We start from the raw sequence: 13,391 nt of genomic DNA on the forward strand, positions 1-13,391 counted from the left end.
CAGCAGCCCGCCCATCCCGGCCTCCGCCGCAAGCGGGGGCATGGTGCGGGGTGAGCGGGCCGTCAGGCGGGGGTTGCAGGGCGGGCTTCAGACGATGGCCAGATGGCCGGTGTCGCTGCCGAGGTCGGCATTGCGGGCGCGCTTGCTGTCGAGCTTGATGCGCAGCCGTAGATCGTTGACCGAGTCGGCGTTGCGCAGCGCGTCCTCGTAGCTGATTTTGTCGGCGTCGAACAGGTCGAACAGCGACTGGTCGAAGGTCTGCATCCCCATCTCCCGCGAGCGACGCATCACGTCCTTGATCTCGGTGAGCTTGCCTTCGAAGATCTGATCGGCGATCAGCGGCGAGTTGATCATGATCTCCACCGCAGCCACCCGGCCCTTGCCGGTCTGCAGAGGAATCAGCCGCTGCGACACCAGCGCGCGCAGGTTCAGCGACAGGTCCATCAACAACTGCGCGCGGCGTTCCTCGGGGAAGAAGTTGATGATGCGGTCCAGCGCCTGGTTGGCGTTGTTGGCGTGCAGCGTGGCCAGCACCAGGTGGCCGGTCTCTGAAAACACCACCGCGTGCTCCATGGTCTGGCGGTCGCGGATCTCGCCCATCAGAATGACATCGGGCGCCTGGCGCAGGGTGTTTTTCAGCGCGGCTTCCCAGCTCTCGGTATCCAGCCCGACCTCGCGCTGGGTGACGATGCAGTTCTTGTGCGGGTGGACGAATTCAATCGGGTCTTCGACCGTGATGATGTGGCCGTGCGAGTTCTCGTTGCGGTAGTCGAGCATCGCCGCCATCGAGGTGGACTTGCCCGAGCCGGTGGCACCGACGAAGATGATCAGCCCGCGCTTGTGCATCGCCAGCGTCTTGAGCACCTGCGGCAGACCCAACCCGTCGATCGACGGCAGCTCCTGCGGAATCTGCCGCAGCACGATGCCCACCTTGCCCTGCTGCAAGAAGGCATTGCAGCGAAAGCGGGTCAGCCCCGCAGGGGAGATGGCAAAGTTGCATTCCTTGGTGCGCTCGAACTCGGCGGCCTGCTTGTCGTTCATGATCGCGCGCGCCAGCGCCAGGGTGTGCTGGCTGGTGAGCGCCTGCGACGACAGCTTGGTGACTGCGCCGTCCACCTTGATCGCCGGCGGAAAGTCGGCGGTGAGAAACAGATCCGAGCCGCCGCGGCTGACCATCAGCTTGAGCAGATCGTTGATGAATTTGGATGCCTGATCACGGTCCATGTCGTCCCCCGTTTGCCGTGTGTTGTGCGCCAGTGCCGCAGGCCCAGGCCGGGGCGGTCTCAGCCGCCGGGTGTGGTGGCGGCCACGCGCGCACTGAGCTTGCGCAGCCGCAGCGACAGCCGTCGCGCCAGCGAGCCGATCAGCCGGCAGGCCGCAGCCGGATCGTGCGCGATCATGCTGTCGAGATCGGCGGCTTCGAGCACCGCGATCTCGCAGTCGGTCAGCGTGGTGCAGTAGGACCAGCGCGGCGCCGCATCGACCAGCGACATCTCGCCCAGCATGCTGCCGGCACGCACCTCGGTCAGACGCAGACGGTCGCCCCAGGGCTGCAGCCGGTCCACGGCCACCGCGCCGCGCAGCAGCACAATCATGAAACTACCGGTCTCGCCCTGCGCGATCAGGTCGGCAGCAGCCTTGACCGTGTAGTAGTGAAAATACTTCGCGCAGCGCTGACGGTCGACCTCGGTGAGCCCGGCCATGTACTTGTCCTGCTGCCACAGTTCGAGCAGGCGCTGCGCCCCAGCGCTGCGCGACAGCTTGGTCGCACCGATCTCGCTGGCACGTTGCGCCCAGCCCACCACGGTATCGAGGCTGGCGACCTCGGCATCATGAAAGCCGGTGGTGAAGAACTGCGATTCCGGTGCGTCGTCCACCGTGTCCTTGCGCGAGGCGCCGATGAGTTTGTCAAAGAGTTTCATGGCCGGGGCTGGGATGAGACAGAGGCGTTCTGCGCTGACGGTCAGGCGCCGGGGAAGTTTTCGGGCTGCTTGGCCTTGGCGCGCGCCTCGGATGCGGAAATCACGTTGCGGCGCACCAGATCGGCCAGGTTCTGGTCGAGGGTCTGCATGCCGAAGGCCTGGCTGGTCTGGATCATCGAATACATCTGCGCCACCTTGTTCTCGCGAATCAGGTTGCGGATCGCCGGGGTGCCGATCATGATCTCATGCGCCGCCACCCGCCCGGAGCCGTCTTTTTTCTTGCACAGGGTCTGCGAAATCACGCCGACCAGCGCCTCCGACAGCATCGCGCGCACCATCTCCTTTTCTTCCGCCGGAAACACGTCGACGATGCGGTCGATGGTTTTGGGCGCCGACGAGGTGTGCAGCGTGGCGAACACCAGGTGCCCGGTCTCGGACGCGGTGAGCGCCAGGCGGATGGTTTCCAGATCGCGCATTTCGCCCACCAGAATCGCGTCCGGGTCTTCGCGCAGCGCCGAGCGCAGGGCGTTGGAAAAGCTCAGGGTATGCGGACCGACCTCGCGCTGGTTGATCAGCGCCTTCTTGGACTGGTGGACGAATTCGATCGGGTCTTCGATGGTGAGAATGTGCCCGTACTCGGTTTCGTTGTAATGGTTGATCATCGCCGCCAGGGTGGTGGACTTGCCCGAGCCGGTCGGCCCGGTCACCAGCACCAGCCCACGCGGCTTGAGCGCCAAGTCGGCAAAGATCTTGGGTGCGCTCAGATCCTCGAGCGTGAGCACCTTGCTCGGAATGGTGCGGAACACCGCTGCGGCGCCGCGCGCCTGATTGAAGGCGTTGACCCGAAAGCGCGCCAGTTGCGGAATCTCGAACGAAAAATCGACTTCGAGAAACTCCTCGTAGTGCTTGCGCTGCGAGTCGCTCATGATGTCGTAGACCATGGCGTGCACCGCCTTGTGGTCCAGCGGCTCGACATTGATGCGCCGCACGTCGCCATGCACCCGGATCATGGGCGGCAGCCCTGAAGACAGGTGCAGATCGGATGCGTCGTTCTTGACGCTGAAGGCCAGAAGTTGCGTGATGTCCAAGCGTCCTTTCCCCCGAGCAGACTTGTGCGTGAATGATTCGGCTATCTTAAGGTCAGAACGCCGTTTTCCGACAATTCGCCGTCCGTGCACGGCCGGTTTTGTTGCAGCCCGTCCCTTCGATGCCTTCGATGACCCTGAATGATCGATTCGCCGCGGTGCGCCAGCGGCTGGCCGCCGCCGCTGCCGCTGCAGGCCGCGACCTGCAGTCCATCACCCTGCTGGCCGTATCCAAGACCTTCCCAGCGCAGAGCGTGGCCCAGCTGGCCGCGCTCGGCCAGACCGCGTTCGGTGAGAACTATGTCCAGGAAGCGCTGGACAAGATCACCGCGCTGCGTCCGGACTGGCCTGCGCTGCAGTGGCATTTCATCGGCCCGTTGCAAAGCAACAAGACCCGCGATGTCGCCGCCCAGTTCGACTGGGTGCACAGCATCGACCGGCTCAAACTCGCCCAGCGCCTGAGCGCCCAGCGCCCACCCACCCTGCCGCCGCTGCAGATCTGCATTCAGGTCAATCTGGACGGCGAAGCTACCAAGAGCGGTGTGGCACCAATGGAGGCCGGCGCACTGGCCGCCGCGGTGGCCGCGCTGCCCAATCTGCGCCTGCGCGGGCTGATGTGCATCCCCGAACCCAGGGTCGGCTTTGCCGCGCAGCGCGAACCCTTCGCCCGGCTGCGCGAGCTGCGCGATGCCATCGCTACCGAACACGGTTTGACCCTCGACACCCTGTCGATGGGCATGAGCGCCGACCTGGAAGCCGCCGTGCTCGAGGGCGCGACCATCGTGCGCGTCGGCTCGGCGCTATTCGGCCCGCGCACAGCCGCCAGGCCGAACCCCGGCGCGCAGGGAACCGTCTGCCGGCGCTTTCGCGTGCGCGGTCGGGTGCAGGGCGTGTCCTACCGCGCCCACACCCAGGCCGAAGCACTGCGCCTGGGTTTGCAAGGCCACGCGATCAACCGCGCCGACGGCACGGTCGAAGTGCTCGCCTGCGGTGCACCCGCCGCGGTCGCCGCGCTGCAGCGCTGGCTGTGGCAAGGCGCACCCGCCAGCCGGGTCGAGTCGGTCGAGGCCGAGGACACCCCGGCTGCGGCGTGCGGCAAGGGGTTTCGGGTCGGGTAAAGCACCCCACCCCAGCCCTCCCTACGCGTGGGGAGGGAGAAAACCCTTCTCTTTCCTTGCCCTGCCGTGCCTCTCCCGCGCAGCGAGGGAAGCCGGGAGGAGGCGGCAAGCCGAGTCAGAGCAACCGCCGCAAGTCCGGTAACGAAACGCCCTGCGCGGCCAAGCGCGCCGCCTGCTCCCGCGCCGCGGCGGCGTCGAGCGCGGCCAGTTGGTTGATCAGCCGCAGCCACAGCGCAGGCTGCTGCGGCACGGTGGCGCAGTACAGCAGATCGCCGCCGCGCTGCACCGCGAGCACCGGAAAGTTGTCCGGCTCGTAGTCGCCAAGCAGATCGGCCGCGTCCTCCACGTCCACCCAGAGCAGATGCACCGCGGGAAGCTGCGCGGCCAGCGCGTCGAACCCGGCGTGCCACAGGCGGCACACGCTGCACCACTGCGCACACAGACAGGCGACCAGTAGCGGCTCCATTTGACATCCTCCCCGGCCTGAAGGCAGAAGATTCCTACTGCGCCCAGGCACGGCATGAGACCGTCCCTGAGTCGCTTCGGTGGGTTCCTGCTCCCGACCGCCAACGCGGTTCGATCCATAGGCCATCCGGGCTGCTTTGCGGCCCGGGCAAGCGTCGCCCGCGTCCAGCGCGGCTCATATTCTGCGGCGGCACAGCAATGAGCCAGCCGCCCCGCCATGCCAGCTTGTCATCCAGTTGGCGGCGGAACTCGAACCAGCCTTGATCGAGGATGGACTTGTTCAGGCCGGACTTGGCTCGAACGTTTCTTCCCGGCTTCTCGGTCGTGCCCGCCGCCCACCTGGACATGTTCCGCACCTGCAAGTCCTCGATACACACGAGCGCGTGGTTTTTGCTGATTGCAGTCGAGATCTTGTGCAGGAAGTCGCGGCGGGCGTTAGCGATGCTGGAATGAATGCGCTGAACGCCGTTTACACTGCCACTTTCAACCCGGTCAACCTGTATGACGATTGATGCCAAACCAGCTTCGCTTCAGGCTCATACCTGAATTGGAAAATACTCACGTCTCGCGCCGACCTGCTGGATGGATTTCGACACACCGGTTTGCGATTCGACAAGGATCAAGCTTGATTTTTGTGTGATAATTTCCCACACCTCAACGCATCGGCTTTTCCTGTCCGTTGCATTACCCTTAGTCCACCTCGCGCGAGATCCGTCCAATATGGTCCTTCGTCCCACCATCATCGCCACACTGCTTGCTCTGGGGAGCGCTTGCACCGCACAAGCTGAACCCGCACTCACGGTCGGCAACACGCTGTCCTTTTTCCAGGGCAAATTCGGCACCAACAACAACATCAACATCCGCTACGACGCCACCGACATTCAATACGGCAATAGCAACTGGCGCGTCAAACTCACGATACCCTATGTTTCTGAAAGCGGGCTGCCCGTCGGTTCCACTATAGCCGGAAATACGGTTGTAGGCGGCTCCAGTTCCACGCAAACCCGTTCCGCCAGCGGTCTGGGCGACGTGTGGCTGGCTGGGCATTACAAGATTTTCCAGGGCGGCGGTCTCACGCCCTCCATCACACCCTACGCCAAAGTCAAATTCGGCACTGCTTCTTCCGACAACGGTCTGGGGACGGGCAAGAACGACTACGAGCTGGGGGTCGGCCTACAGCAGATCGTGGGCAAAAGCTGGTTTCCGTTTGCCAATCTGGGCTACCGCTTCGTGGGCAACCCAGCCGGACAGAATCTGCGCAATATCGCCATCTATCAGTTTGGCGCCAGCTATGCGGCAAGCCAACAGCATATTTTCACCTTGATGTACACCGGTCAGCAGTCGATGGTGGCCGGGGCGTCCGCTCCCTCAGACCTGATTGCGGCGTGGAATTACAACCTCACCTCAAATGGCAGCGGGTTCCAGGTCTATGTGGACAAGGGCCTGAGCAACGGCAGCGCCAATTTTGGCGTCGGCATAGGCGGCCAGATCGTGTTCTGACCTCCGTTCTCACCTCGCCATCTGATGAAAAAGGCCTGCGCAAGCTGGCCTTTTTTCATGGATGCGGCACAGTGGGAATCTGCAGTCCGCTGGGCAAGGCGGGCGTCGTCACGCCGGGAGGGTTCACAACCGGCGGGGCCACTACTTGTGGCACTTGCGGCACTTGCGGCACGGCGGGCGCTGCGGGAATCGGAGGTGCCGTGAACCCCGGCTGGATCACCATAGGCACTGTCGGCGCAACAAAGGCCGGACTCGACAGGTTCAGCCTCGCACCGTTCGACATGAACTGGGGCGCCGTTCCGGTCATCGAGCCCATATCACCGGCTTTTGCGGGAGGCGTCTGCGCACCGGCCAGGGGCGGCAGCGCAAATTGCAGCGCGTTCACATTCGGGATCACTCGCTCGACCGTCACCGTCTGTGCCGCTGTCAAGGTGCCGACGATGAACACCGGCGCGGCCTGGGACCGGGCGGCAGACTGCAGTTGCGCCTGCACCAGCGCGTCTGCGCCCCTGACCTGTAAGCCTTGTAACTCCCAGCCTGGCCTGCCCTGAGAGCCGGCCTGCAAAAAACCCACCATCGCCACGCGCGTGCCGATGGGTGCTGCCAAGGGCGCTATCGCCCGAAGAGAATCAATCACATTTCCCTGGCTCTGCTGACTGCCGCGCACCACGACCTCGGCGCCGACCGCCAACCCGGTTTGCGCCGCATCGCTGCGTACCGATAGCCAGACGCCATTGATCTTGACCCGCTGCGGTTCAGCGCTGATCGCCTCGACTTTGCCGCGCAGCAAGAACGGCGAACTGTGTCCCCCAGGCGGAGCCGAGAGCAGGGTCAGCCGCATCGCCTGCCAATGCCCCTCGCCTTGATCGAGCGCGCTAATGCGCACCTCGTCGCCCACCTTTAGGCGCGATAGCGGCAAAGGCTGATCTTTAGCGGTGCGCAACAAAGTGCCCGGCAGGATTTGCACGGTCTGGCCCAGCACCACCAGTCGCCCCTGAGATTGATCGATCTGCGACACGCGACCGATCACCGCATGGCTGATGTCCACCGCGAGCGCATGCAGCTGCCCGCCCTGCTCTACGGCATGAACACGCACCAGATCGCCCAAATGCAGGCTGTTCTCGGACACGGGCTGATCATCCGCGCGATAGCGTGTCTGCGCGGACAGTTCATATTCGCCGCCGTTGACGAAAATGCTGCCGAAGCGCTGAACCGGGCCGATGGCCACGATTCCCGTTCCGCCGATTCCACCAGGGCTGATGCCGGTGCCTCCGATGCCGCCGGGGTCGATACCCGTACCGCCGATCCCGCCTGGCGTCGCTGCAATCGAGCCCGCCAAACCCAGCATCAACCCTAAGCAGGCCACGCCCACGAAGCGCAGCCCCGGAAACCAGGTACGAACGACTGCTTTCAAGGCGGCTTTCACGGCTGTTCCCCGGCTGAGTTCGAAGCGGGCATATCGTCCTCGTAGTAATACACCCCAAGGCGCAGGCGCTTCTTGGTGGTTTGCGGCGCACCGAGACCTTCAGATTGCGCGGATTGAGCCGTCTTTTCCGCACGCGCGACGCGCTGGTAAGCCTCTTGCAAAACCTGTTCACCAAACTGACGCAGATCGTCGCGCACCTCTCCCGGCACGATGGGTGGCAGGTCGTCGAAATAGACCGATTGCTCTAGATAAGTCGGCGTGCGACCTTCAAGGTTGTGCACCGCGGCCCGCAGATGATCGCCGATATGCGCACCCATGAAAGCCAGCCTGTCCTCGGGCAGATCGGAGACATAGCTGCCGCGAACCAGCCTCACCAAGTCATCCTGCTGCTCTACAACGCCAGCGCGCAGCAGTTCATCCAGCACGGTACGCGGCCGCATGTCGGCCTTCACCAGCCGCACCAGATTTTCAAAACTGGCCGAGCCGCCCGCAGCGCGCAGCGGCAGGGCAAGCGGTTCACCTTGCGGGTCGCGATACGCCTCGCAAGCCACCCAAGCCGCCACCACCTGCGCCGACATATTGGCGCCATGCCGCAGGGCAATCTCACCCGATCCGCTCTGCAATTCTTCGCGCAGACGCCGCACTTCCTTGCGATGGATGCCGCTGAGCAGACTCACACGGCTATCGGTCGGTGCGGGTTTGCCGTCGCGCTGATCGAGCGCAATGACTTCGCCCACATAGACAAATTTGAGCAGCTCGGCCAGAGCGCCATAAGTCCATCCTTGCGTAATGAGATAGCGCACGAATGGGCGCAAGATGGACAGGGCGGCAGATTTGAGAGCGGCGGACATGGCGAAAGGATAAACGAAGCGATTCAGCTTGACGTGGGAAATTTTTCCACTATCATACACGCAAGCGCTTCTGTGGGGATGTTTACCACATCGCGTGAGTCATCCTTCCTTCTTTCAGGAGAAAATCATGTCCAAGACCCGTACCCTCGCCGTTCTGTCCGCCGCTGTTGCAGCCGCTTCGCTCTCCATCGGCCTCGCTTATGCCCAAACCGCCGTGAATGCCGCTCAGGACGGTCAACTCTCGGCGACAACCTCGACGCCGACACGCACGGACGATCAACAGGTCGAGACCACCACTTCGGCAAACGCCCGGGCTGAAAACCGCACCACCACCCAGAGCCACACACGCACATCAACCGGAGAATCGGTTCGTCATACATCCGGTCAAACCGGTAAGCAAACTCGCACCGAAGCGCAGCATCGCAACACGGCGCAGACACGTACCGCTACGCAAGGTCAGACGGACGCCGCCGGAAGCGCCGCCCCCGCGCTGCCCACACGAGACGCGGGCGTTGACCAAGGACTAGGCGCGCGCGCAGAGGCGCAAGTCAAGGCGCAAGTCACCACACAGGTACCCTCGGTGCAAACTCCTTCAGTGCAAATCCCCAATACGCCTGCCGTTGCCTCGCCTGCGGTCACCGTTCCCGTGATCAATAGCCCAGCGGTCAACGTGCCTTCGGTCAACACGCCGTCGGTCAACGTTCCCGCGGTGGCAACGCCGCAAGTCAACATCCCCGCAGTGGCAACGCCCTCGGTCAACGTGCCGGTGGTGACAACTCCGAGTGTGAATATTCCGGCAGTACAGACCCCCACGGTCAATGCGCCCGTGGTGAACGCCCCGTCGGTCAACATTCCAAGTGTGACGCGTCCGCAGATGTAAGTCGCTGCGGCAGTCGGCTACTCGCCGACTGCCGCGCTCATCCGTGCTGGGCGAGAAATTCCTGCAGTTCCGCGACGGAATGCACTAGGGAACTTCTGCAAAACTTATCCCATTGACGGGCTCATGCGTTGACAGGTACGGCTCGTGTTCTGCGGCGGCACGGCAATGAGCCAGCCACCCCGCCACTGGAGCTTGTCATCCAGTTGGCGGCGGAACTCGAACCAGCCTTGGTCGAGGATGGATTTGTTCAGGCCGGACTTGGCCCGAACGTTTCTTCCCGGCTGCTCGGTGCTGCCCGCCGCCCACCTGGACATGTTCCGCACCTGCAAGTCCTCGATACAAACAAAAAGCGTGGTTTTTGCTGCAACGCCAGCGCCTCATTGAACACCACCTGGCACGCGCCCGCGAAGCGGCGCATCTGTGCCACCGCTGTTCGCCGGTCGGCATGAGTTCAAATTTGAAAGCTTGGGGGCGCTGCATGCCTGGATGAATCTACGGCGTTATCAGGACGCTTTCAGCGCCCGCGCGCGCCAAACCCGCCCTGAACGGCGGGGCTTGTCGCGCACCGGGTCATGCAGCACCTGCCCCCGGCGTTTTCAGCGCAGCGGCTTGAAGCGCAGGCGGTGCGGGCGGGCGCCTTCCTCGCCGAGGCGGCGTTTTTTGTCTGCCTCGTACTCCTGGTAGTTGCCGGCGAAGAAGGTCCACTGCGAGTCGCCCTCGGCGGCGAGGATGTGCGTGGCGATGCGGTCGAGAAACCAGCGGTCGTGACTGGACACCATCACGCAGCCGGCGAACTCGAGCAGCGCGTCCTCGAGCGCGCGCAGCGTCTCCACGTCGAGGTCGTTGCTTGGCTCGTCGAGCAGCAGCACATTGCCGCCAGCGATCAGGGTCTTGGCCAGATGCAGCCGCCCGCGCTCGCCGCCGGAGAGCTTGCCGACGATCTTTTGCTGATCGGCGCCCTTGAAGTTGAACCGTCCGCAATAAGCGCGCGATGGCACTTGGAACTTGCCGACGTTGAGAATGTCCAGGCCGTCGGAAATCGCCTCCCACACGGTCTTGTCGTCGGGCAGCGCCTCGCGGCTCTGGTCTTCGTACACCAGCTTGACCGTGGGGCCGATGACGATCTCGCCGGCATCGGGCTTGTCCTTGCCCGCGATCATGCGAAACAGCGTGGACTTGCCCGCGCCGTTCGGGCCGATGACCCCGACGATCGCCCCCGGCGGCAGCTTGAAGCTCAGATCATCGATCAACAGACGGTCGCCATGCGCCTTGCGCACATGCCTGAACTCGATGACTTCATTGCCCAGGCGCTCGGCCACCGGAATGAAAATCTCGTTGGTCTCGTTGCGCTTCTGGTACTCGATGCTGGAGAGCTCCTCGAACCGCGCCATGCGCGCCTTGCTCTTGGCCTGCCGGCCCTTGGGGTTCTGCCGCACCCATTCGAGCTCCTGCTTCATCGCCTTGAGGTGTGAGGCCTCGCTGCGCGCCTCCTGCTCCAGCCGCGCCTCTTTCTGCTCCAGCCAGCTGCTGTAGTTGCCCTTGAACGGAATGCCGTGGCCGCGGTCGAGTTCGAGTATCCACTCGGCGGCGTTGTCCAGAAAATAGCGGTCGTGCGTGACCGCCACCACGGTGCCGGGAAAGCGGTGCAGATACTGCTCGAGCCACTCCACGCTCTCGGCGTCGAGGTGGTTGGTCGGCTCGTCGAGCAGCAGCATGTCGGGCTTAGAGAGCAACAGCCGGCACAGCGCCACGCGGCGCTTTTCTCCGCCCGACAGCGGGCCGATCTTCGCCTCCCACGGCGGCAGGCGCAGCGCGTCGGCGGCCACCTCCATCTGCAGATCGGTGTTCTCGCCCTCGCCCGCGGCAATGATGGCCTCGAGCTGCGCCTGCTCCTCGGCGAGTTTGTCGAAATCGGCCTCGGGGTTGGCGTACTCGGCATACAGCTCCTCCAGCCGCTTCTTTGCCGCAAGCACCCCGCCCAGCCCCTGCTCCACCGCCTGCCGCACGGTCTGCTCCGGGTCGAGCTGCGGCTCTTGCGGCAGATAGCCGATCTTGATGCCTGGCATCGGCGTGGCTTCGCCCTCGAAATCCTTGTCGACCCCGGCCATGATGCGCAGCAACGTGGACTTGCCCGAGCCGTTCAGCCCGAGCACGCCGATCTTCGCGCCGGGAAAAAACGACAGCGAAATGTCCTTGAGAATCTGTCGCTTGGGCGGCACGACCTTGCCGACCCGGTTCATGGTGAAAACGTATTGAGCCATCTGGATTTCAGACCTGTTGGAGTTAAATCAGCACGCCCACATCCCGTGGGGCAAGGCGCTATTGTCGCTGCAAGCACACCGCAGCAGCGCATGACGGCAGGAATTCCACTACCATGTGCGCTTGCGGCATTGTCCAGTCTCCCAGCCGCAGTCAATCCGACTCCTGCCGAGTCTCTCGGCCCACTCCATCTGTTGCAGACTGGCGCACTTCTCCAAGCGCGGTGGCAGAGTCCTGGGGCGGTTCTCACACCGCCCCTGAAAGTTCCTCACATGTCGTTTCAAGATCTGGGCTTGATCCCGCCCCTGGTGCGTGCCGTTGCCGAACAAGGCTACACCGTTCCCACCCCCATCCAGCAACAGGCCATTCCGGTGGTGCTGGCCGGCCACGACCTGCTGGCCGCCGCGCAGACTGGTACCGGCAAGACCGCCGGCTTCACCCTGCCGCTGCTGCAGCGCCTGAACGGCGGGCAGCCCGCGCGCAACGCCAAGGGCAAGGCCATTGCCCGCGCGCTCATCCTCACGCCCACCCGCGAACTCGCCGCGCAGGTGCATGAAAACCTCGCCGCCTACGGTCGGCACCTGCCGCTGCGCAGCATGGTCATGTATGGCGGCGTCGGCATGCAGCCGCAGATCGACGCCCTGGCGCGCGGCATCGACATCGTCGTCGCCACACCCGGCCGTCTGCTCGACCATCACGGCCAGCGCAACATCGACCTGTCCGCCGTACAGATGCTGGTGCTCGACGAAGCCGACCGCATGCTCGACATGGGCTTCGTGCACGACATGCGCCGCATCGTCGCCCTGCTGCCCAAACAGCGCCAGAACCTGCTGTTCTCCGCCACCTTCTCCGACGACATCAAGCGCCTGGCCGGCGACTTCTTGGTCAACCCGCAGCAAGTCTCGGTGGCGCGGCAAAACGCCACCGCCGATCTGGTCGAGCAGATCGTCTTCCCGGTGGACCGCGAGCGCAAGCGCGACTTGCTGGTGCACCTGATCCGCGAGCGCAACTGGCAGCAGACCCTGGTGTTCACCCGCACCAAACACGGCGCCAACCGCCTGGCCGAACAGCTCGGCAAGGACGGCATCGTCGCCACCGGCTTTCACGGCAACAAAACCCAGTCTGCCCGCCTGCGCGCGCTGGCCGACTTCAAGAGCGGCAAGCTGCAGGTGCTGGTGGCCACCGACATCGCCGCACGCGGCATCGACATCGACCAGCTGCCAGTCGTGGTCAACTACGAACTGCCCAACATCCCCGAAGACTATGTGCACCGCATCGGCCGCACCGGCCGCGCCGGCAGCAACGGTCAGGCCATCTCGCTGGTCTGCGTCGACGAACTCGGCTTCCTGCGCGACATCGAAAAACTGGTGCGCACCCCGATCACACAACAGATCATCCCCGGCTTCGAGCCCGACCCGAACGCCAAGGCACAACCCATTGTGATGGGCCGCACCGTGTTGCACGGCGGCGAGCGCCGCGGTGGCAGTGTGGGCGGCGGTCAAGGCCAGCGCCGGAGCAACACTGGTCACCGCAGCACCAGTCGAAACGGCGCCAACAGCGGCCGTCCCCACGCCTCCTCCAACGCCCCGGCCAGCGCCAAGCCCCCCGCGCAGCGCACCTCCGGCCGCAGCGCAAAACCCGCCACCGGCAACGCCGCCAAACTCCCCCCAGAACAACGCGCCGACGCCTGGCAAGGCACCTCCTGGGTCGAACTCGACCTGCCGCCGCACATGCGCAGCGGTCAGGGGAGGGGGCAGCGGACGGGACAAAATACGCTCGGCAGCTCCAGAACCGCAGCCGCTGGTGATCATGGCTTCAACACCAGCCAGCGACGCGGCAGTGGGCGACAAGGGCGATAAGCCCAAAGTCAACCACCCCGCCCTAA

The 13,391-nt window shown here is 64.3% G+C and carries 11 protein-coding genes and 3 pseudogenes; 5 read left to right on the top strand and 9 right to left on the bottom strand.

The window, feature by feature from the left end; all coding sequences use genetic code 11:
• Positions 1-87: 87 nt before the first annotated feature.
• Genes ACZ47F_RS02415 through ACZ47F_RS02425 form a run of 3 tightly spaced genes read right to left on the bottom strand, consistent with a single transcriptional unit; the run spans position 88 to position 3,010 of the window.
• The gene (locus tag ACZ47F_RS02415; RefSeq protein WP_464925719.1) at positions 88-1,224 is read right to left on the bottom strand and encodes a PilT/PilU family type 4a pilus ATPase; all 1,137 of its coding nucleotides are present in this window, start codon (positions 1,222-1,224) and stop codon (positions 88-90) included.
• A 59-nt stretch (positions 1,225-1,283) separates the two neighbouring features.
• Positions 1,284-1,922, bottom strand: a complete 639-nt coding sequence (locus ACZ47F_RS02420) for a Crp/Fnr family transcriptional regulator (RefSeq protein ID WP_464925720.1) — start codon at positions 1,920-1,922, stop codon at positions 1,284-1,286.
• 41 nt (positions 1,923-1,963) lie between these two features.
• Positions 1,964-3,010 (bottom strand): type IV pilus twitching motility protein PilT, encoded by a 1,047-nt coding sequence (locus ACZ47F_RS02425; RefSeq protein WP_464925721.1) that lies wholly within the window; start codon positions 3,008-3,010, stop codon positions 1,964-1,966.
• A gap of 119 nt (positions 3,011-3,129) precedes the next feature.
• Here ACZ47F_RS02425 and ACZ47F_RS02430 point away from each other — a divergent pair.
• A pseudogene (locus tag ACZ47F_RS02430) lies at positions 3,130-3,834 on the top strand (YggS family pyridoxal phosphate-dependent enzyme); the annotation flags it as partial.
• Between the two features lie 63 nt (positions 3,835-3,897).
• On the top strand, positions 3,898-4,125 hold the full coding sequence (locus tag ACZ47F_RS02435; RefSeq protein ID WP_464926559.1) for an acylphosphatase: 228 nt from the start codon (positions 3,898-3,900) through the stop codon (positions 4,123-4,125).
• 115 nt (positions 4,126-4,240) lie between these two features.
• Here the strand turns inward: ACZ47F_RS02435 and ACZ47F_RS02440 are convergent, their stop codons facing one another.
• Together ACZ47F_RS02440 and ACZ47F_RS02445 are read right to left on the bottom strand one after the other, a co-directional pair.
• Entirely contained in the window at positions 4,241-4,591 is a 351-nt protein-coding gene (locus tag ACZ47F_RS02440) for a thioredoxin family protein (protein WP_464925722.1), read from the bottom strand.
• A 169-nt stretch (positions 4,592-4,760) separates the two neighbouring features.
• Positions 4,761-5,054: pseudogene (locus ACZ47F_RS02445) on the bottom strand (transposase); the annotation flags it as partial.
• A 118-nt stretch (positions 5,055-5,172) separates the two neighbouring features.
• Here ACZ47F_RS02445 and ACZ47F_RS02450 point away from each other — a divergent pair.
• On the top strand, positions 5,173-6,090 hold the full coding sequence (locus ACZ47F_RS02450; protein ID WP_464925723.1) for a hypothetical protein: 918 nt from the start codon (positions 5,173-5,175) through the stop codon (positions 6,088-6,090).
• Between the two features lie 55 nt (positions 6,091-6,145).
• Here the strand turns inward: ACZ47F_RS02450 and ACZ47F_RS02455 are convergent, their stop codons facing one another.
• Together ACZ47F_RS02455 and ACZ47F_RS02460 are read right to left on the bottom strand one after the other, a co-directional pair.
• Positions 6,146-7,516: a DUF5666 domain-containing protein gene (locus ACZ47F_RS02455; protein ID WP_464925724.1), complete on the bottom strand. Its 1,371-nt coding sequence runs from the start codon at positions 7,514-7,516 to the stop codon at positions 6,146-6,148.
• Positions 7,513-8,367, bottom strand: coding sequence for a DUF6502 family protein (locus ACZ47F_RS02460; RefSeq protein ID WP_464925725.1), 855 nt, complete (start codon positions 8,365-8,367; stop codon positions 7,513-7,515). The genes ACZ47F_RS02455 and ACZ47F_RS02460 overlap by 4 nt, the downstream gene beginning before the upstream one ends.
• Positions 8,368-8,494: 127 nt before the next feature.
• Here ACZ47F_RS02460 and ACZ47F_RS02465 point away from each other — a divergent pair, with 127 nt between their 5' ends.
• On the top strand, positions 8,495-9,247 hold the full coding sequence (locus ACZ47F_RS02465; RefSeq protein WP_464925726.1) for a hypothetical protein: 753 nt from the start codon (positions 8,495-8,497) through the stop codon (positions 9,245-9,247).
• A 131-nt stretch (positions 9,248-9,378) separates the two neighbouring features.
• On the opposite strand, the pseudogene ACZ47F_RS02470 reads toward ACZ47F_RS02465, so the two are convergent.
• Positions 9,379-9,610: pseudogene (locus ACZ47F_RS02470) on the bottom strand (zinc ribbon domain-containing protein); the annotation flags it as partial.
• Between the two features lie 233 nt (positions 9,611-9,843).
• On the bottom strand, positions 9,844-11,508 hold the full coding sequence (gene ettA / locus ACZ47F_RS02475; protein ID WP_464925727.1) for an energy-dependent translational throttle protein EttA: 1,665 nt from the start codon (positions 11,506-11,508) through the stop codon (positions 9,844-9,846).
• A 270-nt stretch (positions 11,509-11,778) separates the two neighbouring features.
• Here ettA and ACZ47F_RS02480 point away from each other — a divergent pair, with 270 nt between their 5' ends.
• Complete coding sequence (locus ACZ47F_RS02480) at positions 11,779-13,365, top strand: DEAD/DEAH box helicase (RefSeq protein ID WP_464925728.1); 1,587 nt, start codon at positions 11,779-11,781, stop codon at positions 13,363-13,365.
• The last annotated feature ends 26 nt before the right edge of the window (positions 13,366-13,391 follow it).

This window comes from Thiomonas islandica (assembly GCF_055383445.1).